The organism is Streptomyces sp. NBC_00080, from assembly GCF_045041255.1.
In the GTDB taxonomy this organism is placed as follows: domain Bacteria; phylum Actinomycetota; class Actinomycetes; order Streptomycetales; family Streptomycetaceae; genus Streptomyces; species Streptomyces coriariae.
In genome coordinates, this window is record NZ_CP108236.1 from 268,166 (window position 1) to 292,811 (window position 24,646).

The 24,646-nt window shown below is 66.1% G+C and carries 16 protein-coding genes and 4 pseudogenes; 12 read left to right on the forward strand and 8 right to left on the reverse strand.

The window, feature by feature from the left end:
- Nucleotides 1-92: 92 nt before the first annotated feature.
- On the reverse strand, nt 93-2,402 hold the full coding sequence (locus OHU34_RS44950) for a WD40 repeat domain-containing protein (protein WP_142270077.1): 2,310 nt from the start codon (nt 2,400-2,402) through the stop codon (nt 93-95).
- A complete protein-coding gene (locus OHU34_RS44955; protein ID WP_142270078.1) occupies nt 2,399-4,498 on the reverse strand; it encodes an ATP-binding protein in 2,100 nt (699 codons plus the stop codon). The genes OHU34_RS44950 and OHU34_RS44955 overlap by 4 nt, the downstream gene beginning before the upstream one ends.
- Nucleotides 4,499-4,516: 18 nt before the next feature.
- Between OHU34_RS44955 and OHU34_RS44960 the strand changes: the two genes are divergently transcribed.
- The 5 genes and pseudogenes from OHU34_RS44960 (at nt 4,517) to OHU34_RS44980 (ending at nt 9,579) form a co-directional block, all read left to right on the forward strand.
- A complete protein-coding gene (locus OHU34_RS44960) occupies nt 4,517-6,022 on the forward strand; it encodes a triacylglycerol lipase (protein ID WP_142270079.1) in 1,506 nt (501 codons plus the stop codon).
- 118 nt (nt 6,023-6,140) lie between these two features.
- Nucleotides 6,141-7,304 (forward strand): annotated as a pseudogene (locus OHU34_RS44965) (IS3 family transposase).
- Between the two features lie 6 nt (nt 7,305-7,310).
- A complete protein-coding gene (locus OHU34_RS44970; protein ID WP_142270080.1) occupies nt 7,311-7,811 on the forward strand; it encodes a sigma-70 family RNA polymerase sigma factor in 501 nt (166 codons plus the stop codon).
- Between the two features lie 551 nt (nt 7,812-8,362).
- The gene (locus OHU34_RS44975) at nt 8,363-8,998 is read left to right on the forward strand and encodes a hypothetical protein (RefSeq protein ID WP_142270081.1); all 636 of its coding nucleotides are present in this window, start codon (nt 8,363-8,365) and stop codon (nt 8,996-8,998) included.
- Between the two features lie 263 nt (nt 8,999-9,261).
- On the forward strand, nt 9,262-9,579 hold the full coding sequence (locus tag OHU34_RS44980; protein WP_142270082.1) for an Imm51 family immunity protein: 318 nt from the start codon (nt 9,262-9,264) through the stop codon (nt 9,577-9,579).
- 31 nt (nt 9,580-9,610) lie between these two features.
- Here the strand turns inward: OHU34_RS44980 and OHU34_RS44985 are convergent.
- The 3 genes and pseudogenes from OHU34_RS44985 to OHU34_RS44995 all read right to left on the reverse strand — a co-directional run.
- Nucleotides 9,611-10,106: pseudogene (locus OHU34_RS44985) on the reverse strand (transposase); the annotation flags it as partial.
- Nucleotides 10,107-10,192: 86 nt separating this feature from the next.
- Nucleotides 10,193-10,432, reverse strand: a complete 240-nt coding sequence (locus tag OHU34_RS44990) for a hypothetical protein (RefSeq protein ID WP_142270083.1) — start codon at nt 10,430-10,432, stop codon at nt 10,193-10,195.
- 429 nt (nt 10,433-10,861) lie between these two features.
- Nucleotides 10,862-11,512, reverse strand: coding sequence for an HAD family hydrolase (locus OHU34_RS44995; RefSeq protein ID WP_331733627.1), 651 nt, complete (start codon nt 11,510-11,512; stop codon nt 10,862-10,864).
- 1,156 nt (nt 11,513-12,668) lie between these two features.
- Between OHU34_RS44995 and OHU34_RS45000 the strand changes: the two genes are divergently transcribed.
- From OHU34_RS45000 to OHU34_RS45030, 7 genes and pseudogenes are all read left to right on the forward strand, one after another.
- The gene (locus OHU34_RS45000) at nt 12,669-13,211 is read left to right on the forward strand and encodes a hypothetical protein (RefSeq protein ID WP_331733629.1); all 543 of its coding nucleotides are present in this window, start codon (nt 12,669-12,671) and stop codon (nt 13,209-13,211) included.
- A gap of 162 nt (nt 13,212-13,373) precedes the next feature.
- Nucleotides 13,374-14,177 (forward strand): hypothetical protein, encoded by an 804-nt coding sequence (locus OHU34_RS45005; protein WP_405772718.1) that lies wholly within the window; start codon nt 13,374-13,376, stop codon nt 14,175-14,177.
- A gap of 686 nt (nt 14,178-14,863) precedes the next feature.
- Nucleotides 14,864-15,325 carry a DUF6188 family protein gene (locus tag OHU34_RS45010; RefSeq protein WP_331733635.1) on the forward strand — a complete coding sequence of 154 codons (462 nt, stop codon included), beginning with the start codon at nt 14,864-14,866 and terminating at the stop codon, nt 15,323-15,325.
- Between the two features lie 443 nt (nt 15,326-15,768).
- Nucleotides 15,769-16,599: a hypothetical protein gene (locus tag OHU34_RS45015; protein WP_142270088.1), complete on the forward strand. Its 831-nt coding sequence runs from the start codon at nt 15,769-15,771 to the stop codon at nt 16,597-16,599.
- A gap of 1,362 nt (nt 16,600-17,961) precedes the next feature.
- Nucleotides 17,962-19,227 (forward strand): ParA family protein, encoded by a 1,266-nt coding sequence (locus tag OHU34_RS45020; RefSeq protein ID WP_331733638.1) that lies wholly within the window; start codon nt 17,962-17,964, stop codon nt 19,225-19,227.
- Nucleotides 19,224-20,390 carry a ParB/RepB/Spo0J family partition protein gene (locus OHU34_RS45025; RefSeq protein ID WP_331733640.1) on the forward strand — a complete coding sequence of 389 codons (1,167 nt, stop codon included), beginning with the start codon at nt 19,224-19,226 and terminating at the stop codon, nt 20,388-20,390. The genes OHU34_RS45020 and OHU34_RS45025 overlap by 4 nt, the downstream gene beginning before the upstream one ends.
- Nucleotides 20,391-20,524: 134 nt before the next feature.
- A pseudogene (locus OHU34_RS45030) lies at nt 20,525-21,218 on the forward strand (DUF2637 domain-containing protein); the annotation flags it as partial.
- Between the two features lie 1,317 nt (nt 21,219-22,535).
- Here the strand turns inward: OHU34_RS45030 and OHU34_RS45035 are convergent.
- From OHU34_RS45035 to OHU34_RS45045, 3 genes and pseudogenes are all read right to left on the reverse strand, one after another.
- Complete coding sequence (locus OHU34_RS45035; protein WP_331733642.1) at nt 22,536-23,387, reverse strand: maleylpyruvate isomerase family mycothiol-dependent enzyme; 852 nt, start codon at nt 23,385-23,387, stop codon at nt 22,536-22,538.
- Nucleotides 23,388-23,444: 57 nt separating this feature from the next.
- Nucleotides 23,445-24,002 carry a transposase gene (locus OHU34_RS45040; protein WP_142270294.1) on the reverse strand — a complete coding sequence of 186 codons (558 nt, stop codon included), beginning with the start codon at nt 24,000-24,002 and terminating at the stop codon, nt 23,445-23,447.
- Nucleotides 23,969-24,509, reverse strand: a pseudogene (locus tag OHU34_RS45045) (winged helix-turn-helix domain-containing protein). The gene OHU34_RS45040 and the pseudogene OHU34_RS45045 overlap by 34 nt, the downstream one beginning before the upstream one ends.
- Nucleotides 24,510-24,646: the final 137 nt, after the last annotated feature.

The window sequence follows — 24,646 nt, forward strand, 5'->3', positions numbered from 1 at the left end:
CGATTTCAGAACCATTTAGCTTGGGGTGATGTGACGCAGTACGACAGGGGCGCACGGTGGGAGCGAAGAAGCATAGGCGTCGCGCATATGTGTCACAGGTTCTCCAGGTGCAGGGCGAAGACCATGAGGCCGTCCTCGCCTGCTGCTGTGAGCACGTCATGCTGGCTGTCTAGATCGGGTAAATGGTGCGCCGTCAGTGCTGTCACTGTCCGGCCGGAGACGATCTCCAGAAGGTGGCTTCCGGACATGGCGTCCCAGACATGGATCCGGCTGCGGCTTGCAGCGGCCAGGACTGGGCGCTGACGATTGGTGCGGAACCAGGTGACAGCAGACAGCTGACCGTCCGTCTGCCAGAGGTCAAGCATTCGGCGGGGCGTGCCGTCGGACAGGTCCCACGTCTTGAGTGAGCCGTCCTCGCCCGCGGTCGCGATTTCCAGTCGGCTGCGGTCTGCGCTGGGTGCGAAGGCAACATCGTTGATTGCGTGTTGGTCGCAGCGGAGAGTGTCACCGTACTGGCGTCGCGTGATGGCACTCCACAGGCGTAGTTTGCCGTCCATCCCACCCGAGGCGAAGAGGGGACCGCTGTCGGAGGCTGCGGCATCGATGCACAGTACGCTGAGCACGTGGTCGCCGAAGCTGGTCATCGCTTGCATGTCAGTGAGGTCCCATAGGCGTACAGTCCCGTCTGCACTGGTCGTCCCCAGAACGGAGCCGGCCCCGGTCGCGATGGAAGCCATCCGGGTCACCGGGGAAAGGTGACCAGTGAGGGTTCCACGATGCTCCAGCTGTTCCCGGACGGCTGACTGCCGATAGATCTGGACGCTGAAGTCACCAAGGGCTATCGCCAGTTGGATTTCGTGTTGGCTCTGCGACCAGTGCAAGGCGGTGACAGGGGCGGAGACGGGAAGCTGATGAGCGCTGCCCTCGAAGATGCTCCACAGGCGCAGATCGCGTCCCGTGGCTACGGCCAGCCTGGGCTGGCCGGCTGAACTCGTTTGTACGTGTAAGGCGGCCGCGGTGATCGGCTCCCAGGGCAGCCCGCCTGGTGGAGGGGGATTTTCCAACTGCCAGTTGCGGACGATGCCGTCGGCGGCGGCGCTAACGAGTCGCCTTCTGCTGCGGCCGACGAAGAGTGCCAGTGCGGTGATGGGCGTGGTGTGCCCTTGCAGCGGGCCGCCGACAGGGGTTCGGGTTTTCTCGTCCCACAGTTGAATGGTTCCGTTGCTGCTCCCGGTTGCGAGGCCTGGGCCCTCGTCCAGCATCACCGGCAGTAGCGCCGTGACGGGATGGGGTTGCGGAATGCGTGCCAGGGGCTCGTCTGCCGTTGTCGCATCGTAGAAGCTGAGACCGTCGACTGGATCGCTTGTGGCGTAGCTGCCCGGTCGGCTCAGGGCAGCAAGTGTGCGGATCGGGCCCTGGTGGTCCCTCAGCCGGATGAGACGCCTGCCGTCCCATTTGCTGACGGCCGAGTGCTGTGCGCAGATCAGGAAGTCGTCTTGCCCTTGACTGCCGGGGACGGGTGCTAGAAGAACGGGTGCGTCGTCGAAGTGCGGCAGGGGGATCTCTGACGGCCGGAATGTGGCGGTGTTGTAGGCAGAAATATGTCCATCACTGTGCGCCGCCAGCAGGAGCCGGGCGGAACCGGGCATCTTGATGAGAATGAGCGATGAGATCCACGTCTGCGGGCGTCGGTATTCCACGATCGGTCCGCGGAGCACATCGATGATCGACAGTCGTCCGTCGCTGCCTCCCGAGGCGACGAGGGTGTCGTCCAGTGTCAGGAGGTGTGTCACGGCGCCGTTGTGCACCTGCAGGGGTGCGGCGGCCACTGTTCCGTCATTGCGCCAGATTCTGATCAAACCGTGATTGTCGCCGCTGACGAGAACAGTTGGGCCGGTGCCGCTGGTGGTGGTCGCGCAAGCGAGGGCCTGTAATGGCGGATTTGCGACTGCCCATACGTTTTGGGGTGGTGCGCAGTCGCTCCACAGCGGCACGGCGCGTGAACCGGTGTGCTGGGCGATGTCGGGTGGCAGGGAGGATGGCGCCTGACGGCGGTGCCTGGCCGCGTGCCGGGCGAGGTGAAGGCTGGTCATGCGGGAGAGAGGATCAGCATTCTCGATGAAGGGTTCGATGGAGGCCCAGATCCTCAGCCAGTCCTGATTGTCGGAGGGGTGCGTCTGTTGCTGCAGCAGGCGGCGGACGGTGGTCGTCTTCTCCCAGGGCAGAACTGAGGGGGGGACGTGGGCGTCATCGAGCACATGACCTCGTGCGGCGTGCTGGGCGAGATAGCGACTGATGTAGGGGTGAGGAGGAGTCTGCGGATCGTCGGAGACCAGGCCCGCAAGGGCCTCGGCGATCTGTCGGTGAATTTGTTCGTGGGTCAGGGGCTCTTCGCCGGTCACTGGAACTCCCGGAAGTCCAGTAGGTCGATGCTCATGTCGCGGAGCATTTCCGCCAGTGACTCATGTGCGGCTCGGTAGACACGCCGTTGATCCTGCTGTCCATAAGAGAGATAGCCGCTCAGCCGGCTGTTGAGCAGTTTCTCGATCATCTCGTCGGGGTTGTCGAGAGGCTTTCCTTGCAGGTGGGAGGCGGCGAAAACCGGCCAGATGTTTGACCAGGGGACGCCTTGCCCGAGCGCGAACGCCATCCCCCGCAGCAGGGCGGCCGCCACGTACGCGGGCAGCCCTTGCTCCTCCACGAGCATCAAATCTCTCTTGAGCAGGCTGAGTGTGCCTCGTTGCAGCGTCGGCTTCCAATATGGCTGTGCCACCTCGAGCGAGGGGTCAGGGGAGACTCGTAGTTGTTCGCCTGCCAGGCGGGCGTCGATGAACGATGGCCAGACTTCGGGCGCCACCGCTGGTGCTGCGTGGCTGGCTGTGTCTGTGTGCTTGCCCCCGGCGGTGATGAGGGCATGCACGTACTGCTCGATGTCTTGAACACTTGATGGGTCGTCCGTGCGATGAAGGCGAGCGAACGGGAATGTCTCTTGCAGGGTGTCGAGAAGGGAGTGACTCTCTCTGCCGAGGGCCACCGACGGGTCCTCGGGCCTGCTGCTCCGCACGCCGATGAGTAGCCGCACTGACGCTGCACTGTCGCTGGAGCGTGGTCTGGGAACGAAGACCGGCTGCGTCGGTGAGCAGAATTCATTCAGTGGGCCGAGCAGGTCGGTGATGATGCGGTGTGGTTCCTCTGCTTCGTCCAGGCCGTCGAGGACGAGGCTCAACGTGCCACCGCGGCTGCGTAAGTGGTGCAGCAGCTGCTGGGTCCAGCAGGTGACGGGATCGTCATGCGCGCTTATGGGTTCGGCGGGAAGCTTCAGGCATTGCAGGATAGCCTTGATGACTTCTTCGCTGCTCCGATGGCGTGCGAGTACGGCAGCGGTGACGGATCCCTCGGGGGGTATGCAGGCTTCGTCGTCGACGAGCGTCTCGGCCACTTTGTATAAGGGGTCTTGGCGGAAGTTCTCGTCGCTGAGCAGGACGGCCCGAGCCAGGAGGGCAGATTTGCCGCTACCCGCGGTCCCAGTGAGCAGGAAGACTCCTCGAGGTGGTGCCGACCGCAGAAAGTCCGCAATGTGCCGGTTGAGGTCCGCGCGCCCCCGGAAGTACCAACCGTCGTCGCCGTCTTGAGGCCGTCCGCTTGCCCGATCGAGCCAGTAGCTGACAGCTGGATAGGCCACCTGACTGCGCGAGGCTCCGGCAAGTTCACGCACGTGCTGGTATCCAGGATTGGGCAGGCAGGGAGTAGGCCTCGTGTAGTGGCTTCCGCGGAACGCCGAGCTGAGGGCGTAGATGTCCCGTTCGTCCACAGGCAGGCAGTTCGAGTACTCCGTCACGAAGGTGGCCACGCTGAGATGCGGCGTCGTGACTCCTGCGCTCCGGCGCAGTCTTTCCCAAGCGGCTCGGAGGTACGTAGAGAAGCGGCCTACCTCAACGGTGTCGTCATGACCGCAGGTTACGAGAACGTTGATGCTGCAGCTCTCACGACGGCTCTTGCTGACCATTTCATACAGAGTGGACAGTTCCGCGTTGATCTTCGCAGCGAAGCAGGTGTTGAGGATGACCAGGACGTTGCGCACTTTGGAGTCGAGTGCGGCGGTGATCAACTCGCTGGTCCGCATCGCGGTAGCTAACGGACGGCCGCGTTGCGTGTCAGGGAGCTTGAGGAAATGCGGGTTGGTGCGTGGCATGCCGTGGCCCGTGATGAAGAAGACCAAAGCGTCGCCCTGCAGATCACGGACGCCTTGTTCGTGCAGGAAGGCATCGACCTGGGCACGGCTTTCCAGATCGTCCGCTGTGATGACCTGGAAAGCCTCACCGGGGCTTGGGGAGGACCACCATCGCTCGACAACCTTCAGCTGCTCGTCGATCCCGGCAGTGAACTCTGCATTGCCGTCCTTGTAGTCACGAAACGCCAGTGACAGCACGATGCGTTGATCGGGGCCTTGCCCCCCGCTCGGTCTCGTCCCCTCAATCTCGCCCGCCGTGTTCTGCATGTCTCTACTCTTCCAGGCATGCACCGGTCATCACACACGAACGGCGAGGCCTTTGAGCCAGGCCAGCCCTACAGCACCGGGCGGATCACGCCCAACATCACCCACGACGCCGTGGTCATCGTCCCCGGCATCCTGGGCAGCGAACTGTACGACACCGATGCCAGCCGACCGTTATGGGGCCTGAAAGGGGGCCGGTGGCTGGTCAAGGCCTGGGCCAGAGAGCGAGGGCTCGAAGGTCTGCACCTGACCCCCCGAGAGCAGGAGGGCCAGTACGGGCGGGTAAAACCGATAGGACTGCTGAAGGTCCCGGTGTGGGCGCCCCTCCTCAAAGGCATCGAACCGTACAACCAACTCGTATCGACGGTTCGGGCCCACGTTCCCTCCGACAGTGCCGTTCTTTGCTTCCCTTACGACTGGCGCCTGTCCGTAGCCGTAAACGGGAACCTGCTCGCCGCCGCCGCGCGTAAGCACCTGCAGCAGTGGCGATCGCAGAAGGCGTACCAAAACGCCCGAAAGCAGGCAACTGACGGGCGGGAGGGACGACTGGTTTTCGTTGCTCACTCCATGGGAGGCCTTGTCACCCACGCCGCCCTCACGATGGGCTACGACAACGACCTGGCGGCGGACACGCGCGGGGTACTCACCCTGGGCACGCCGTTCAAGGGAGCCGTCATGGCAGCCTCCATGCTCAACGGCCTTTCAGGCACCCCGATCCCCCTTCCACGTGCAAAATTGAAGGCGCTGGCGCACACCATGCCCGGCGTACACGATCTGCTTCCTCGTTTTCCTTGTGTGGAGGACGGTACTGACGTGCGCCCGCTGACACCCCAAGACGTGGAAGCGTTGGGTGGCAACCGGCAGTTCGCCCAGGACTCCCTCGATTTCTTCCGCCGCCAAGGGGACTTCTCGTTGCCTGCGCATCGAGCCGTCGTGGGAGTCGACCAGGACACCGTGCAGTCGCTAACTTTGGAGTCTGGGCTGGTCACCGCGTCCGAATATTGCTTCCGCTATCACGGCGACGGTGAACTCATGCGGGACGAAAACGGCATCCCGCACCGTTGGAACGTGACAGGGGACGGCACTGTCCACGAGGAATCCGCGACCTTCACCCAATCGTTCACCCCCTTGGGGTTGCAACACGGCAGCCTGGCAAAGGCCAAGCCCGCGATGACAGCGGTCAAGCGCTTTTTGCTCAGTGGTCCGCACCTCGGACCGGAGCAGGCCGGAGAAAACCTCGGGCTGACGGTCCCTGATTGCGTCGAGCCCGGTCAGATCTGGGAGATCAGCATCTCCGGCAGCGACAATCCAGCAGACGTCGATTGCGTAGTGGAAAGCATCGAAGATTCCGAAGGTGCGTTCGAACGCTCGGTCAGTTTGAGGAGCGTCGGCGGCGAGCAACTCGTCGGACACCCCTCGGTCCCCCGCGAAGGGTTGTTCCGCGTCACAGTCGAGGCCGCTGGCAACCCCATCCTGACCCAACTGGTACTGGCAGCGAGCGCGGCAAATGCCAGCGACAACAGTTAGCGACGTAGCGTGGTCCCCTCTCGGACGGATCTTGCCCGGAGTGGAACAGCCGGGTCTGCTGCAGGGTTGGGTGACACCTGACCTGGCTTGCTGAGAAGCGGCCTGGAAGGATGTTGCAGTGCCCAAGCCGTATCCGAAGGAGTTCCGCGAGGACGTCGTGAGGGTCGCGCGCAACCGCGAGCCCGGCGTCACGCTGGAACAGATCGCCACCGACTTCGGGGTCCACCCGATCACGCTGTCGAAGTGGCTGCGCCGAGCCGACACCGACGAGGGCGCCAGGCCCGCAACGCCGTCGGGTGAGTCGGCCGAGCTGCGCGAGGCCCGCAAACGGATCCGGTTGCTGGAGCAGGAGAACGAGGTGCTCAGGAGGGCTGCGGCGTATCTGTCGCAGGCGAGCCTGCCGGCAAAATGATGTACCCGCTCGTCCGCGAGCTGGCCGCCGCCGATGCCCCTTGCCGGGTGCCGGTGGCGGTGACGTGCCGGGTGCTCGGGCTGGCCCGTCAGCCCTACTACCGGTGGCTGACCAGGCCGGTCACTGATGCTGAGATGGCCGAGGCATACCGGGCCAACGCTCTGTTCGACGCGCACCGGGCACCGCTTCCTTCTCGACGAGGCCCGCGCGGCCGGTGAGGTGATGGCCGAGCGGACCGCCTGGCGGATCTGCCGGGACAACGGCTGGTGGAGTGCCTTCGGCAAACGAAGAGGCCGCGGGAAGAACGCCAAAGCCGGGCCACCGGTCCACGATGACCTGGTGCGGCGGGACTTCACTGCGGACGGGCCGAACCGGTTGTGGCTCACGGCATCACTGAGCACGCGACCGGCGAGGGCAAGCTGTATCTGTGCGCAGTCAAGGACGTGTACTCCGGCCGCATCGTGGGCTATTCCATCGACGCCCGGATGAAGTCCCGCCTTGCGGTGGCCGCACTGGAGTCCGCCGTCGCCCGCCGCGGCCCCGCTGCGGGATGCATCGTGCACTCCGACCGCGGATCGCAATTCCGCTCCCGCAAAGGTCGCCGCCGTCCTCACCCGCCACGGCCTGGTCGGCTCGATGGGCCGGGTCGGGACCGCCGGCGACAACGCCGCGATGGAGAGCTTCTTCGCACTGTTGCAGAAGAACGTCCTCGACCGCCGCGTCTGGGCCACCCGCCAAGAGTTGCGGATCGCTATCGTCACCTGGATCGAGCGGACCTATCACCGGCGCTGACGGCAGCGACGCCTGGGCCGATTGACCCCCGTCGAGTACGAGACCATCATGACCCCACCCGCAGCTCTGGCTGCATAAACCCCGCTGTCACCCGATCATGCAGCAGTCCCGTACGTCTACTACCGGGTCGGAAGTAGAGCGACCGCCGAGGACCTGTGCGAAGACTTCAGTGAAGTCTTCCTTCGTGCGTTCGCGCGCTTGCATACGTTCACTTGGCGAGGCCGGGACTTCGGCGCCTGGCTGGTCACCATCGCCCGCAATCTTGTGGCCGACCACTTCGCCTCAGCACGCTTCAGACTTGAGGTGACGACCGGCGAGTTTCTAGGCAGCAACGAAAACGAGCGAACCTCCGAAGACATCACCATCGAGAGCCACCGCAACAGTGGCCTGGCCGACGCAATCAACCGGCTTCCCTGCCACATGCGGCAGGTCACCTGGCTGTGGGCGCTCGGCACCCCCACAGCCCACATTGCGCAGCAGATGCGGATCAGCCCCAGTACAGTCCGGGTCCACCTCTACCAGGCGCGTCAACGCCTCGCCGCCGATCCCATCCTGACTCAAATCGCTGGTCCCACGGAATCCTGACCACGCCTCCCCTGCGGCTCTCTGGCCCGGCCGCCGAGTTCGAAGTCGGACACGGGCCACGTCCTGGTCACCCACTCCCCCGAGGCGTATCCGTTGTAGTTCAGTTCCGCGCAGTTCGCCGCCCGGCGGTACCCGGAGTCCTGGAGCCCCAGGCCGAGCTGTTTCCGGGGACGGATGTGGCAATTGAGGGCGCCGTGGACGGACCTGAAGGGCCTGTATGGGCTTCTGGCGGCCTATCGTAAGGTCCGAGGTCCGATCGTATTGCCTCCTCGGAGATCGGCCGCTGGAGGCCCTATTCTGGGAGTCGCTTATGTGCCGATTGTTACGCAAGCTTCGTTTGTGATCAGTGTCGGCCAGGTGATCTAGGTTCATCTCGCCGGCGTAGTTCGGGGTATCTATTCGGCGCTTGCAGCGGCGAGATGGCCCTGTCCAACGAAGATCAGGGTCACGCCCGTTCTCCGCGACTCGGTTGAACCTTGGCGGCTGCCGATGAGAGTCACCTAATCGGCGATCCTGCCGTTCCCGCAAAACAATCGGACGCGGTCGCAGTGGTGACCGTTCTGACCCGCATGGCCGGTGGCGACGGCCAGGAGGCTGGACAAGAAGTCGCCGCGCTGTGGCGGCAGGTTCAGCCCGCCGAACTCCTCGGGCGGCCTGTCAAAGAGATCGACGCCTATGACCTCGAGGTCCACCACGAGATCACCTGGCGAAGCGTCAGGGGGCGGCCCAGCTACGTCGAACGTGACCACGACCTCGAGCTGCGGCGCCTTATAACCGAGGCAGCCCGCGGCACCAGCCACCGGGTGATGCCGGGCGGCTCCTCATCCTTGGGCAAGACTCGAGCCTGCTATGGAGCCGCGCATGCCCTGCCAGACGACTGGCGGCTGTGGCACCCCCATCGATCCCGGGCGCCCCCAGGCGGTATCGCCGAACTCGACAGAGTCGGACCCAGGACCGTCGTCTGGCGCAACGAAGCCCACCACTACCTGCTGCACCCCGATCATGGTGAGCAGATAGCCGCCGCGCTGCGCACTCTCCTGGCAGGCACAACCCGCGCGCCCATTCTGGTCCTGGGCACCATTTGGCCAAGACCCGGCTACTTCGACGAGTTTGCTGACCACTCCCCCGTCGGCCAGGCCCGAACACGGCACGCTCACAGCCCCTGCCCGCCGCCCCAAGAACCCTGACCCGCACCGGCAGGCTCGCTACCTGCTGGCCGGACGTCCTCTAGGCCCGCGGCATTTACGCCTCGCGAAGTCGATCTGAGCAGCAAGTCGGACGACCCTCGCTTGGTCGCAGCTGCGTGCTCCGCCGAGGACGGCATGGTCACTCAGTACCTGGCGGCTGGCTTCGACCGAGTGCTGTGACCGGAAAGGTTCGCCGGATCGGGAGCGGACAAGCAGTTTGTTGGGCTGGGTAGCCTGTGCACCGGGCGTGGGAAGATCGCGCCGTGACTATCACCCTGCACGACTTCGACGGCGAGCACTCGCTAACACTCGCTGCTGGTGACCTGGCCGCCGATGCTGCAGTCGTTGCCGCCGGACACGAGCCGAATGGGTACTTCTGGGAAGGTCTTGTGCAGTTCGCCTGGCCGGATCTTGCTGAGCGCCTCGACTTCGACAGTGAGGGCTGCATGTTCTGTGCGCTCGGGAGCTCGGGTGACCTCGCGCAGCTCAAGACTGCCCTTGAGCCCGTGATCTTGAGCCCCAGCGCCGTTCGCGAGATTGTTGCCCGTGCCGAGACGGCAGGCTTCGAGTTCGACGACTAATGCTGTCACCAGCAGGGAGGTCTGCCGGGGTTCAGGCCGCAAGCCGAAGTGGCCTGCCGCCCCAGCGGATGTGCTTCTCGATGCGGATGAGAGAGCGTTCGCGTCGTTGGGCGGCGAGGGCATCGGGGTGACGGGCGTTCTTGTTGCGCCACCGCAGATAGGCGTGCAATGCGCGGTTCTGGACGCTGTGGTTGGGGTGGTTCGAGTTGGCGAGGGTGAACTGCCGTAGGGGCCCGAAGTGGGCCTCAATTGGGTTGGCCCAGGACGCGTAGGTCGGGGCGAAGCAGAGATCGATCCCTTTTCCGGGCGGCCCAGCGGCGGATCCGCCAGTTCAGGTGCGCGGACAGGTTGTCGAGGATCACGTAGATCGGGGCGCCGTCCGGACGGGCCGCGCGGATCGACCGTAGGGCCGCCCAAGTGTGGTCCGTGCCCTTGCGTCGGCGGACGACTCCCCAGAGTTGGTCATCGCCGACCGAGTAGCAGCCATGGAAGTAGGTGATGCCATGAGGGCGGCGGTATGTCGTCGGCCCATCACAGTGGCTTGTGCGCACGCCGGCACGCGCCACGCCACAGGCTATGAGGCACACCGCTGAGATCATGGCCGCGGAAGGGCCTAGATGAGCGCCGGAATGGTTCCGAGCCGCGACGCGGGCAGGTGACGAAGGCAGCCTGCTGGCAGCAGCCAGCGCGCTGGCCGACGGCGGTCGATTGAGGCAAGGCACTCCCCTGGTTCGGCCAGGCTGCCGCTGCCGATGATGAGTACGCGCTCGCCGAGGCGGTCGAGTACTTGCTGGACGCTGGCCGTGTAGTGGAAGCCTCGTTCCTGAGGGAGCAGGCCGAGCGCGAAGGACATGACTTGGCCAGCGAAGCCATCGCACGGGAGTTGGCAATCGCTGGCCGCCGCGGCGGCACCCTTTGCCTGGCTGGCACTTCCGCTGGGCCGCCCGTCAACATACAGGGCAGCCACGGCGGACGAGTCTCTTGATGGAGCTCGGCCGCCCGAGTAATTACGGCGTAATCACTGGCGCGGCGAGGGAGCGGCAGTTCGTGCGCAAGTTGCCATACACGGTGTCCCGGCGGCGCTCCCTTCCGATCGGTCGGGGGAGTCGCCAGCGGTAGATCTCTTCGGACCCGGTCGGACAGCTGCCTTTGCTGCCTCGGCGCTGTCCTGTCTCAACGAAGTTGGTCGTCCTCGGGTGCTGATCTGGGTGGGCTGGATTGTGTGAGACGCGTGAGCCGGATTCGTTGAGACAACATGGCAGGTTTCGGGGTTGGTGGCGCCCTATCTCGATGTCCTGATGGTGTGGTTGATCGCGGAAGCGACGTCGTCAGCGACATGGGTGGGCCAGTAGGAGTCCTGGGTCCAGGCATGTCCGTTCGTCACCCATACGCTCCGAAGACCGAGCATGTGGGCGCCCGCGATGTCAGCGTGCGGTGAATCGCCGATGACCCACGCGCCACGCAGGGGAAGGCTGACGGTGGCGGCGGCCGCCTGGAAGATCTCCGGTTCCGGCTTCTTGTGGCCGACGCTTTCGGAGATGACCCAGCCCTGAACGAGCTGTTCGAGTCCGGTGTTACGGATCTTCGCTTCCTGCTGGACGGTGCGCCCATTGGTGACGATGACGCAACTCCAGCCGTGCGCCTGTGCCTTGCCCAGCGCCTCGCGGGTGGACTGCGCCAGGACGACTCGATCGGCGGCGCCAGTGTCGAGAAGGGCACGGATGGTCGTGGTCGGCACCACGCCCCCGTACCGGTCGGTCAGAGCTGCCGCGACTTCCTGACGCGTCGTATAGCCGCTGGCATCGATAGCCATCACCCACGTGAGGTCCGAGGCAGGTAGGCCGTCTTGGGCGAGGAAGTCGACGACTGCGGCGCGGAAGGCCGCATCGCGGTCGACAAGGGTGTTGTCGAGGTCCAGCAGCAGCAACGGCATGACCGGCACTAGATCATGGAAGCGGCTGCGAGGCAGGTCAGTTTCGGGCTGGCATCGGCACCAGGCCGACGAGCCGGATGCTGCGGATCGTTGACGCTCACCGCGCGACCAGCGAAACGTGTGCACCGGAGCGACATCCTCGAACCGGCCGGTCACACAGTCCCGCAGCGGTCGCCGGCAGCGCCCGTGCACCGCGTCCACGTACGACAATTCGATGCACGGCCCGCCTGATCCACCCCAGCTGGTACCGCCACGCAGCACCCCGAGCCCACACCGCCGCGCGTCCGGGTTCGCTGAGACAGAAGCCCGAACGACTCGGTTCGCTGAGAAGGCGACTCGATGGAGTGAGACGTGACAGACGCCGGCAGTTGGTCCGCTGCTCTCTGGAATCGGGCCGAGGCTTGATTACGGCGTAATCACCAGTGCCCGGGGGAAGCGGCGGTCTGAGTGATTACGCCGTAATCACTCGCGGGCTGGCAAGCGGGAGGGTCCGCGTTCTCAGGGCCCAACTATCGAGCGGACGGGTCCCCAGAGGACTGGGTTGGACATCGTGAACACCGCGGCCAACTCGTGATCCAAGTTCGGTCCGCTGCACTACGTCGGGCGGCGGAGGAAGGCATCGCGAGGAACCAGCAGTAGCCCGAAGGCGGGCGCCAAATCTTTTCAGCAGGGGACCGGGTAGCAGCTCACCATGAACCCCCGACCACGCTTCGCGTCCGCCGCGACCCGGTTCTGCGGTTGCCGGCGAGTGGCTGAGGCTTGGAGCCAAGGTTCGGGAGCGCTCGGCCCGAGGCTCGTGGGATGGCATTGAGTGCCGTACCGGGCGCAGCTAGCAGGCTCGCTCTGATTACGCCGTAATCACTCAAACGAGCTGGCACGCTCTCCCCGATGTGGTGTTGGGCAGCCAGCGGGATCCGTCAGGCGTCACACGGTGTCAGCGAAGGGGGACGCCAGGACGACGGACGTCGTGGTGGCGCAAGCCCGTGAAACAGCAGGGTCTGGGGACCTGCGAGGCAAGTGCTGCGGTCGATGCTTCCAGGAAGGGAGCCCTGGCCGGCCCGGGGCATTGTCCGCCGACCAGACATAGGTGTGGCAAGCCAGTTGGCCGCTCTGAGCGTGCCTCTTGACCGGATGCTGTCGCGGGCAGGCTGTGGGGATGACTGCCTTTCTGAACCAGTTGCCTGCCCTCATAGGTGTCATCGTCGGTGTCCTTGGGACGCTGCTCACGGCACGGCTCAACGACAGGGCGCAGTGGGCGCGTGCCTTGTCGGTGCGGTGGGATGAACGACGGTTGGATGCCTACTCCGAGTTCGGTCGGGCGCTCAAGGAGGTCCACTTGCTTGCGCATCGTCTCACCGCGTCGTCGCGGCCCTCGTCGCGTGCGCATCCGATCGATCGGGCTACGGGGCTTGAGTTGATTGCCCAAGCGGACGCCCGGCGGACCAAAGCCTGGGAGGCGGTGCTTCTGCTGGGTGACGCTGACACTGTGGCCGCTGCGCGCGAGTGGCGCTGGGCCGTGCTGCAGTTGGAGCGCGAGGCACGTGGTGTCGCCGGCGACGGCTTCGACTGGGTAGCTGCTGTACGGCGCGCGGACGAAGGCCGGGACCGCTTCTACGTTGCTGCCAGGGCCGGCTTGACCGTGGGCAGCGGCGACGTAGCCCAGGCGCGATGGCTTATCGACCGTCAGTTGAACGCGTGATTAGCGAAGTTGCGGTTTGACCGCACTCGTCTGCGGGCGGCCAAGTTGGCTGGTGACGCGCGCAATGGCCAACTGGCGTGCTCCGTCACAAGAGACGACAAAGGTCGGCCAGATGTTGTTTCACAGAATGTGAATCCGGTGGAGTGGGGCACACTCTGATGCATGGCTCGCACAGCTCGTAGGCCGAAGGACCCGACAAAACCGCTGCTCAGACCCCCTGTGAGGGTTGGCCATCTCGATACGGCAGCGGTCGTCGGGCAGTTGCGCCAGTTGCATGAGGAGGCCGAGGACGAGGACATCGGTCGCATGCCGGCCGACGACGAACTGTTCGGTGCCCTTCTCTACCTCGAGGCTCACGCCGGCGCCCTGAAGAGCGTGGCCGCACGGCGTGCATCCGCACTCGACCGCACCCGGCTGTGGGAGTACCTGCGCCAGCAGGCGGATGTCCACCAGTCCCGAGCCGTTGACAATGCGCGGGCCGCAGGGGCGGAGTGGGCGGAACTTGCGTCCGCGCTCGCGGTCAACGCGCCGAGCGCTGCCTACAACAAGGCGCTGAGACTGCGTGCTGCCGCCCTGACCAATCCCGCAGACCCGGACCTGCCGGTACGCCGTACTCCTGAGGCGGTTCTGCTTGCCGAGCGACAGGCTGCGGCTCAAGCCGCGGCAGAACGCCGTGCGGAAGAGGAAGCCTCACGCCGGCATGCCTTGATGGCTCCCGTCGCGCATAGGCTCCTTGAGCACCGGGTCGTTCTGGATGACGACGATGACGTGACGTTCTGGCTGGACCAGATCGAAGCGGTACTCCCCCACTGCGAGACTCCCACCCAGTTCGTCAGCCTCGGTATCTACGTGGAGGCCGTGGTGCGTGAGCTGAACAAGGCAGACCGCGCAGCCCGGACGGCTGAGAAGGGTGAGGGTGCGCTTGCGGCGGTGGCAGCTGCCGCAGCACTGGTAGCCGGCGGCTGACGTCTCACTGTGTCGAGGCAGCTGAAAGTGATTACGTCGTAATCACTTTCAGCTGTAGGACCTACCCTTCCGCTCCCCCAGTGCGCGGCTACCGGCGCGCGGGCGCGCGGGTGAGGCCCGTGGCGATCGGGGTAGCAAGGACCCATTCCGCTGCGATGAGTGAGGACGCCGGCCCGGGCCAGCCGCTGGACAACGGAGGCAGGCGCGGGGGGAGTGCTGTCTCAGGTCGACGGTCTGCCCCGTGGGGAAGGCGTCCCAGAGCGCCTGCTCTTGGGGGGAGAGCCCGGTGCCAGTCAGGTGTGTGCGCCCCCCGGTTTGTCGCCTCATCGGTCTGCTCTGTTCGGAGATGCGTAGCCGAGTGCGCAGGGTTCCGCGCGTCGTTCAAGCGGCGCTTAGCCCTGGCACCGTCACCGAAGACTGGAGGGTGCTGCTGATTCCGAGCGCAGTTCCTGCCGCGGCCCTGGGCGCTGCGGCACGAGGGGGCCAGGAGTGAGCCAGGGGTGCGTGGCCCGCCGGCCTGGTTGAGGAGTCCGCGGCGAGTGGGCGAGGAGCCGCGAAGTGATTACGCCGTAATCACCCCGAGGGCAGCAGTGCGTCAAGTTGACGCACGTGGACGCGGTGTGTGATCTGCCTGTGTCCACAGCCGGAACATGGTTCTAGCCCTGCCGCCTGGCACCGGAAATCCCATGGCTCTCGGCTGTCGAATTAGCCAAGGTGCAGGAGTGAGCGCTGAGAGTCCCGTAGAACACGAGAACCGGTGGATCCTGAACCTTCGCGGCATGAGCGTTACCGAGATCAGCGTGGACTTCCGGCTCGTGCTGGCCCTCGACTCGGACTGGGAAGTCGCACTGGAAGCATCCGTCAACCTCTCGCTCGGGACCGCCCACGCCAACCCGTCCGTGATCCTGAAACCGGAATCGCAGGACGTTGCAGCGGCCCTGACTCTGTTCGGAGCGAAAGTCCTGTCGGCGGTCGCGTTCAAGTCCGGCACCCTGCGTCTCGCTTTCGACACCGGCCACCACCTGACCTGTTCATCCGATATGCACTTCGAGGCGTGGCAGGTCACGGGCCCAACAGGATGGCGCTTCACATCGCTGCCTGGAGGCGACCTCGCCGTCTGGTCCGGCTCAGGAACGAGCGAGGCCTAGCCGCGGCACGCGATGCGGCAGGCATAAGACTTGCGGTCTGTTTCAACGAACCGAGTCCACGCGTCTCACCCAATCCCGCCCGCGAAGGTCAGCCGCATGCAGACGACCAATTTCGATGAGACAGGACACCGAGAGGGCCAGCGGCCAGCCAGGGGTACGAGGCCCGTCGGCCTGGTGTCCCGTCTCACCGAAGGTTGGCCAGTCTCACCGAACTTTGACCACTCGGCTGTTTGTCTCATCGACCTTTGACCGCCACAGGTGAAGGGCAGATGGCCCCCGGGCCAGGCCGGCGCTGCCTGGCCGGCTGACGCGCTGTCGTCTGCGGTTTCCGCCCTCGAGGAGGTGCGGCTCTCTGTGGCGGCCTTACGAACTCCCTTGCACGGTCCTACCTTTAAGCCATGAAATCTCAGCGCTCTGGCCCGCTGGCGAAAGTCGTGTTACCCGTGACGGACGGATGGCGGCTGCTGTTCGCCCCCAGCCGGGTCCGCCAGCTGGCCTTCGGGTTCGGCGCGAGCACCGTGGTCCCGGCGGTGGTCGCCGCCCCCCTTCTGCTGGGCGTTCTGCTGGGCGCCGTGATCTCGGGGAGTTCCGTTGCCTGGGGCATTCTGTGGGTCTTCCTGGCGCTCACGGTCGTCGCGATGATCCTGTTCATCGTGGCCACGGTGTGCGTCACGGTGTCCACGACGGTGCGGTGGGTCGAGTTCTGCCCCCGGGGAACTCCGTCCCAGGTCGTGATCGCCCGCTTTCTGCGTTCGTCGACCGTGGCGACGGCCGATCTGCAGCGAGTCGTCGTCATCGAGCGACTCAGTCTGGGGCAGCGAAAGTCGATCAAGGTGGTGCTGCATACCCGCGGCGAGACGGTGGAGTGCGAACCGGCGGCCTTCGCACCGCTGGCTCGGGTTGATGCACAGGCGCTGACCAGCTGGTTGACCGAGCAACTCGGCCGGGCCCAGGTGGCGGTGGAGCGTCGGACGGAGGTCAAGCGGGACTTCGTGCGTCCGGACGAGTGGTGGACCCCGTCCCACACCGCCGAGCTGTGGCGGGTACCCGTCAGCGAGGTCGACGGCATAGCCGCCCGGCGCCGCGTCGAGAGCTATGGGTACACGCCCCGGGCAGCCGCGATGTACAGCCCTGGCACGTCGGTCACCGTCTACGACCCGGGCCGGGCCTACGAGGTCGCCGAAGAACTCCGCGCGGAACGCGCCGCCCGCCAGGCAGCCGACAGCTCGGCGGCCCCCCGCCCGGCCGAGGGCGACGCAACGGATTCCCGCTGACTCGGTCAGGCCGATCCTGACTGGCTGGCGGGCGGATGGCATCGCCTGCGTGGTGACCACGCCGGCCGCACGGCTCGCCCTGGCCCTGGCCGACGTCCACGTCAGCTCGGTCGAAGACAGTGCGTGAATTCCAGCTCGACGACGTGGACTCGGGCAATCGCCGCCTAGATCTCACCGATGTTTGACCGCCTTCGAGCCCGCTGCCCAGCTGCGCATGGCCAGCCCCGTCGCTGTCCGCGCCGGCCTGGCCAGGGGGCCATCCGCCCTCGACCTGTGGCGGTCGAAGTTCGATGAGACAAACAGCCGAGTGGTCAAGGTTCGGTGCGACTGACCAACCTTCGGTGAGACGGGACACCTGGTTGAGGAGCCCGCAGCGAGTGGGCGAGGAGCCGCGAAGTGATTACGCCGTAATCACCTGCGGGCGGGGGAGTGGTGACGGGGGAGTGATTACGCCGTAATCACCTCGAGCGTAGTTCGTGCCGCAGCCCTGGGCGCTGCGGCACGTGGGGGCCAGCGGCTGTCCACGGACAGTGGGGCATCCGGGTGAGCGGAAGTTCAGGTCCTTGCTGGCGGACAGTTGATCTCCCTGTCCGGTATGACTATTCGATCCCTGATCGGCGGGTCGTGCGGCCTCTGGAAGGCCACGCTCGTGGAGTCTGTGTCAGCGCCGATGTCAGTGGTGGCTGGGATGCTGGCATCCCGGCCCTTATTTTCTGTCTCCAGGAGAATCCGCACGACCTCGGCCGGGTCCCAGCGTTGTGATCTCGCGGTCGCGAGACCCTCGGGGGCGGCTTTGCGCAGGTAGGGAAATAGCATCCGCTTGAGCACGGCTTCCAGCTGGGGATCGGCGGGGCGGCCGGCGGTGGAGGAACCGGTGCTGGGGCCGGCGCGGGTACGACTTCGGTCACTTCATCCGTGCACGGCTGAGGGCCACAGCGGTACGCCCGCCCCGAGTCACACACGTTGGCGAGCCAGGCCACCTGAGACCGCCAGCGAATTGGACCAGTTCACTTGAGACGGGGGCCAGTTCCTCGGAGACGGGACACCGGAGGCTGAGCCTGCTCCGGCCCGGAGACCTGCCGTCTGTCTCAACGAACCCAGTCGTTGTGTCTCACCCAATCCAGTCCACGCAGGTCAGCGATGCGCAGACGACCAACTTCGTTGAGACAGAACACGTGGGGGCCATCGGCGAGCCTGGGTTGCGAGGCCCGCCAGCCTGGTTGAGGAGTCTGCGGCGTGAGGGCGAGGAGCCGCGAAGTGATTACGCCGTAATCACCTGCGGGCACAGCCGTCCGTGCATCAACTTGGTCTAGGTAACGTGTCGCTAAGGTAGATGATCTACGACGTTAGTATGGTGTCATCATGAGTACCCCAGCCACCTCCAGCGACCGCGAGAAGGTCGTCTCCAAACTGCCGGCCCGGCTCCGGCAGAAGCTCAAGATCAGAGCCGCGCAGCTCGGCGTCGAAATCCAAAGCGCCGTCGAACAGGGCATCAAGGACTGGTGCACCCTGGCCTCGACGCCCACGACCGTCGACACCGCAGGCGCGGACTCCTTCTCCACCTGGATTCCGGCCGCCCAATGGAAAGAGTTCCGCGAGAGCGCCGGAGACCGGGGCGTCTCCCTCATCCAGGGCCTGGCTCAGGCCGTCCAACTCTGGCTCGACACCAACCCCGCCCCCGGCGTCCGACGTCCCGCCATCACCCGCCGCATCGTGGTCTGCAACCAGAAGGGCGGCGTCGGCAAGACCGCCATCACGGCCGGACTGGGCGAAGCACTCGCCGAAGACGCCGACTCCCTACACCCCGTGCGGGTAGCCAAGGCCCTCACCAAAGCCTTGCGCGCCAGCGAGACCGAAGCCGGCGAGACCGCCCTGGAAGACGCCGCCCTCGACATCGAGAACCTGCCCGGGCCCGGACAACGCGTCCTGCTCGTCGACTTCGACCCGCAGTGCCACCTCACCAACCAGCTCGGCGCGAGCCCGCTGCCGCTCAACGGCGACAGCCTCACCAATCACATGGCCGGCGACCCCAAGGGCGACCTGCGCGACCTGATCGTCGCCGTCGACGACGAAAGCTTCGACGGCCGCCTCCACCTGCTGCCCGCGTGCAACGACGCCTTTCTCCTCGACGTGCGCCTGTCTGCCGTCCGTGCCCGCGAAGCCGCCCTCGAGCGGGCGCTCGCTCCGCTCGAGAGTGATTACGACGTAATCATCGTCGACTGCCCGCCGAGCCTCGGGCTCAGCATGGACGCCGCCGCCTACTACGGCCGCCGCCGCGACGCCGAGAATCCCGGACAGTCCGGAGCGCTCATCGTCGTTCAGGCCGAGGACAGTTCCGCCGACGCCTACGAGCTTCTGACCACCCAGATCGAAGACCTGCGCAACGACCTCCAGATCGACATCGACTACCTCGGCATCGTCGTCAACCTCTACGACTCCCGCCGCGGTTACATCGCGACGTCTTCGCTCCAGGGGTGGGTCGACATAAAGGATCCGAGGGTGGTCGGGCTCATCGGCGACCTGAAGGAACAGAAGGAAGCAGTCCGCGTGAAGAAGCCCTTGCTGTCTTACGCGCCCAAGTCGCAGCAGGCCGTCGGCATGCGCGCACTCGCCAGGGAGGTGCTGTGAGCAAGGCCGACCAGCTGGGCAGCGGCAGGTTCGGCGGGTCCGTGCGCAACGTCAGCGCACGCCGCCAAGCAGTCGCCGCCGCCACAGGGGTCCCCACCGACGGAGTCGCCCCGCCGACCGAACTCCCCGTCCACCGCATCAGCCCGAACCCCGACAACCCCCGATCCAGCCTCGGTGACCTGACCGACCTGGCGGGCAGCCTCAGGACCCATGGTCAGAAGCAGGCCATCACGGTCATGAACCGGGACGCCTACATCAAGGCCAACCCCGACCGCGCAGCCGACCTCGAGCACGACATCACGCATGTGGTCATCGACGGCAGCAGCCGGCTTGCGGCAGCCCGCGAAGCCGGGCTCACCAGCCTCAAGGTCATGGTCAGTGACGAGCAAGGCGGCACCTCCGAGGAACTCCTGGAGTCCGCCCTCGTAGCCAACATCCACCGCCAGGACCTCGACGAGCTCGACGAAGCGCGCGCTCTCCAACGGCTCCTGGCCATCCACGGCAGTCAGCGCGCTCTGGCCAAGCGCCTGCACCGCTCGCAGGGCTGGGTGTCACAGCGCGTTGCTCTCCTCAACCTCACCCCCGAACTGCAGTCCAGGATCGGGGAGGAGTCCATCGACCTGCTGCGTGCCGTCGGCAACAAGCCCGCCGACCAGCAAGAGGCCGCTCTGGCAGAGCTGAAGGCGGAACGGGCGCGTAAGGAACAACAGCTCCGGGCGGCCGTCTCCCAGCCGGTACGAAAGGAGGCAGTCGAAGCTGCAGAGGCAGACGACCAGGCCGAAGGCACGCCGGATGGTGACGAAGGCAATGACGACGTAAGCAATGACCGTCCCGTCATCAACTCCCCAGCCACACCGGCCACACCTGCCGAAGCGAAGCAGAAGGACGACGAGCTCGAACCCGATCCGGAGCCTGACCAGGGCGTACCGGAACCGCGCAACGCTCAAGCGGACCCGGCCAAGAAGACGGTGGACAAGGAGGGCAGCCAGCCCCGCTCGCTGCCCTACGACGATCCGTGGTTCATCGCGATGCACCTCAAGCGGAAAATGGAAGAGCCGGCGTTCTTCGAACTGCTGCGTCAACTTGCCCAGGTCGGCCAGGAGCGTGATCCCGCGAAGTTCGCAGAGACCATGGCGCAGTTCACCGTTGAGCCGGCGAGTTGAGCCGCCGCAGGCGCCTCCCGTAAATGCGCGATGGGAGGCGCCAAAGGTGTCGCAGGGCCGCCAGGCACATGAAAGTGTGATGGTTGTTCAGGAAGTCCGATGCGGCAGGGGAGCGGTGCGTGGCTGACGGCGACATACCTCAGCTGACCCGGACGCACCGCGTTCTCATCGGCGTGGTCGTGACCGGCGCCGTGATCATCGCCGGAATCGGCTTCGCCGGTTCGTACGCGGCCGTCCGGGAACTGGCCCTCGAGAAGGGTTTCGGCAACTTCTCGTATGTGTTCCCGATCGGTATCGACGCGGGTATCTGCGTCCTGCTGGCCCTGGATCTGCTGCTGACCTGGATCCGCATCCCCTTCCCGCTGCTGCGGCAGACGGCGTGGCTGCTGACGGCGGCGACGATCGCCTTCAACGGCGCGGCGGCCTGGCCGGACCCGCTGGGCACGGGTATGCACGCGGTGATCCCGATCCTGTTCGTGGTGTCCGTCGAGGCGGCCCGGCACGCGATCGGCCGGATCGCGGACATCACGGCGGACAAGCACATGGAGGGCGTGCGCCTCACGCGCTGGCTGCTCTCGCCGCTGCCCACCTTCCTGCTCTGGCGCCGTATGAAGCTGTGGGAGCTGCGCTCCTACGAACAGGTGATCAAGCTGGAGCAGGAACGTCTCGTCTACCAGGCGAGGCTGCGTTCCCGCTTCGGCCGCGCCTGGCGCCGCAAGGCCCCGGTGGAGTCGCTGATGCCGCTGCGACTGGCCCGGTACGGCGTCCCGCTGGCGGAGACCGCCCCGGCGGGTCTGGCGGCGGCGGGCATCGAACCGCCGATCCTCTTCACTGTCGAGCGGGTCTCCTCCTCTGTCCAGCCTGAAAGCGCCGCGCTCGAGGCCACACCACACGAGCTGCCGGAGCCGGCGGGACTGGAGAGTCTCGAGGTGCGACCGGCGGAGGCTCCGGCAGGAGTACCCGAGCCGCCTGGTGAGTTGCCGGAATCCGCTGAGAAGGACGCCAAGCGGTTCGCTGAGGCCTACCAGGCGTTCATCACGCGGTTCCAGGCCGAGCCGACTGCCACGCAATGGGCCCTCTGGCTCCGCGACGCGTACGGCATCTCCACCGGGGCCGGCGAACCGCTCTCGGAAGGGCAACTGCAGCCCCTGCTCCGAGTTCTGCAGAACCGCTACGCGCTTTCCACCGTGGGAACCACCGACCTGGAAGAGCCGCAGGCGACCGACCAGTCCTGGTACGACTACTTCTACAGCGCCTGGCGCAGCTACGCGGATGAGCGCGGCCTCCATCCTGACGCTGCTGCCCTCGCGGCATACGTGTACGAGCGGGACACCATCACGGGCGACGGCGGTAACCCTCTCGCGGGCGAGGACCTGGCGAACTTCGTCGCGACTTTCCAGGAACGAGAGTTCGGCGAGACCGAGTTCCCTTCTGAGGACGCCGCCGATCCTGTCGAGCGTGAAGCCAACGAGCCGCTCCCGGAGTCGAGCGGCTCACAGTCGGCGCCCGTTGGCGGTTCAGCACAGGCGGCGAAGGCGCCTCGTGGTCCCCAGGCCGATGCTCCGGTCGATGAAACGTCGCACGCCGCGAACGGGGGAGGCGGACTCACCACTCCTGACCGGTACTACCTTGCATGGATGGAGTACCAGGAGCAGAAGGGGAACGAACCCAGCGACAAGGAGCTCTCGGCCTACTGCGCAGAAAAGGGACTGCTCGGCCGCGGCAACAAACCCGTCAGTCCGGCCAACTTGCGGCGCCACTTCCTGCGATGGCGTGTCTACAAGGTCTGGGCGGAGCAGCGGGCGCACACCGAAGCCCCTGCACACTCGGACCTTGCGCAAGCCTGCGCAGACCGGGGGATCACCGGCCAGCACAACAAGCCCATCACCCCCGGCTTCATCGCCGAAGAGGCTGTGGACTTTGAGCGCCGGTGGCAAGCGCTCAGCCGCCATCACGTCGATACGCAGCCGTAGATCCCCCGTCCCACCCTGCGTGTCAGCTTCCCTTTCAGGTTGCGCATTCAGCGAAACCCCTGACCAGAGCATGAATGCGCAGCGCTACTGAACTTGAATGCGTGATGTCGGACTGCCATCTGTGACAGACGACGACATGCCGGGGCAATGGCCCTCGAAGCAGCAGAGTTCATCAGTAGACGATGGACACGATCTGGCAGGCGGCTTCGGCGAGCTGGCGCTCTCCGATGATGCGGGCTCGGTCTAGGGCAGTGCCGGGATCGATGCTGCGGGTGCAGAGTCGCCAGGCGGTCTCTGGGTCCAGCCGTACTGATGCGGTCGGCCGACCGGTGGGTGTTTCGGCCAGTGACCAGCGGTCTGCGGTGGCGGTCACGGTCCAGGTGCCGATGGCTGGCTCATCGATGGCCACCTGGAGTTGTGTCCCGGCGGGCGCGGGCGTGTGACGCAGCGTGTGGGGCAATGCCCTCATGAAGGTGTCCAGGACCGCGGACAGAGCGTTGGGCTCCGGGACGGTGTCCTGGCCGGTGGCGTGGCGGATCTGCTGGCGGTGGGTCCAGTATTCGGTGAACTCCCGGGCGACGTCTAGCCACTTGGGCGCCGGGTCGGCCCCTGCCCAGGACACCCCCAGGCCCGTTGCGTGGAGGTCGGTGCCCTCGAATTGACGGGTGACCTGGGTCCCGGCCAGTTCCAGGGCCTCGATGAGCTCGGCGGGGCTGTGATCGGCGTGGAGATCTATCCATTCCTGGTTGACCCGGTGGATGAACGCTTCCAGCGTCTCTCCGGCCGCCCTGGCGCGCTGGTAGCTCTCTGTGCTCCAGCCGAGACGGCCGTGGTAGTCGCCGAGGATGTGGGCGGCAATATCGTGCACGGTCCAGCCCGGGATTGCGGCCTTGCTCCACTCATTGCCCCGCAGACCGCGTAGCACGTCGAGGAGCGACGCCAGCTCTGGCCCGAACAGCGGGCGAGTATCGATCGGCTTGCCCAGCCAAGAGGGGTCGGATACGCCGTTGGGCCGGAGACTCATGGCCAAAGCCTGTCAGCTGGGAGGCTCGGTCTTCCATCGAATACCCCCTCACTTCGGTCAGTCATCCATCATCAGCCCAGTGCCGGCCAGACAGCCGTCGACCAGGTCGGGCCGGTACTGGATCTGCTTGAGTCTGCGCTTCACAGTCCGGGTGATCTGGGCGAGGTCGGCTGCGGCGAGGTTGCCGAGGTCGCGTTTGACCAGCGACCGAATGCCCTCCTGAGGGTTCAGGTCGGGTGCATAGGCGGGCAGCTGGAAGACGGTGAGCCAGGTGGTGTTCGCAGCGATGAACTCCCGCATCCCCGCGGTGAGATGGAGGCGCACGTTGTCCCAGACGAGCACGATGGGCCCGCCGAGCTGGATGCGGGCCTGCGCGACCAGGTCGCGCAGGTCCTGCCAGCCGAAGCCCTTCGGCTGTCCCAGGCGGCTCCGATACTCGCGTACCGCGTAGAACATCCGCGAGCGGCGGCCCGGCTGGTAGCAGACCATCCCTGCCATCGACACCCGGCCAGATCCTCGCCCGCGTACCCGCACTACGGGCGTGCAGCCCCGGCGGCCCCAGGTCCTGGGGCGCGGCGGCGTCAGCGACTGCCCGGCCTCGTCCTGGAAGACGATCCAGGCACCGAGCGCCGCCGCGGTGCTTTTACCCGCGGCCAGACATCCTTCTTCCACAAGTCGACCGCCGTGTCATCGCGTTCGATGGCCCGGCGGGTGGGCTGCTGCCACGACCAGCCGTGCCGCCTCAGCAGCCGCCACGTGCCTTGGAGCGTGTACGAGACGTGGAACATGCGACCGATCAGCGTCTTCACCCGGGCCAGCGTCCACCGCTGATCCGCCCAGCCATGTGCCAACGGCCCGCGCTCCAACTCGCTTTCACGCCGGGCCACTTGAACATCGCTGAGCTGGGGACGTCCGGGTGATCCCTTGGACGCGACACCGGCCGCGCCGCGTTCGCGCCAGGACAGACGCCACCGCTCCACAGACCGCTCGCTCACTCGCAGCGCGGCGGCGACCTCCCGGTTCTTCTCCCCGCGCTCGAAGCGGTCCACGGCCCTGCAGCCGGACCCGCTCCCGCGCTGCCCTCCCGGCGTCGGTCAACCCGCCGCCCTGCGCATATCTCACAAGCCCACAGCTACCTGACCACCGCAGAGGCGTCAGGAGAACTCCCCGACATCACTCGATCAAGTTCAGTAGCGGTCACCGCGTAGCTCTGCGTGCGTCGCGGTCGCAGCCACCACCCCGGACCCTAGGTCACGCCG

Excerpts from the sequence above, each read along its gene's own strand:
- OHU34_RS45005 (WP_405772718.1), top strand. The coding sequence starts at position 13,374 with ATGGCTCGCACAGCTCGTAGGCCGAAGGACCCGACAAAACCGCTGCTC.
- OHU34_RS44955 (WP_142270078.1), bottom strand. The coding sequence starts at position 4,498 with ATGCAGAACACGGCGGGCGAGATTGAGGGGACGAGACCGAGCGGGGGG.
- OHU34_RS44990 (WP_142270083.1), bottom strand. The coding sequence starts at position 10,432 with ATGTCCTTCGCGCTCGGCCTGCTCCCTCAGGAACGAGGCTTCCACTAC.
- OHU34_RS45010 (WP_331733635.1), top strand. The coding sequence starts at position 14,864 with ATGGCTCTCGGCTGTCGAATTAGCCAAGGTGCAGGAGTGAGCGCTGAG.
- OHU34_RS44995 (WP_331733627.1), bottom strand. The coding sequence starts at position 11,512 with ATGCCGTTGCTGCTGCTGGACCTCGACAACACCCTTGTCGACCGCGAT.
- OHU34_RS45035 (WP_331733642.1), bottom strand. The coding sequence starts at position 23,387 with ATGAGTCTCCGGCCCAACGGCGTATCCGACCCCTCTTGGCTGGGCAAG.
- OHU34_RS45000 (WP_331733629.1), top strand. The coding sequence starts at position 12,669 with ATGACTGCCTTTCTGAACCAGTTGCCTGCCCTCATAGGTGTCATCGTC.
- OHU34_RS44960 (WP_142270079.1), top strand. The coding sequence starts at position 4,517 with ATGCACCGGTCATCACACACGAACGGCGAGGCCTTTGAGCCAGGCCAG.
- OHU34_RS45020 (WP_331733638.1), top strand. The coding sequence starts at position 17,962 with ATGAGTACCCCAGCCACCTCCAGCGACCGCGAGAAGGTCGTCTCCAAA.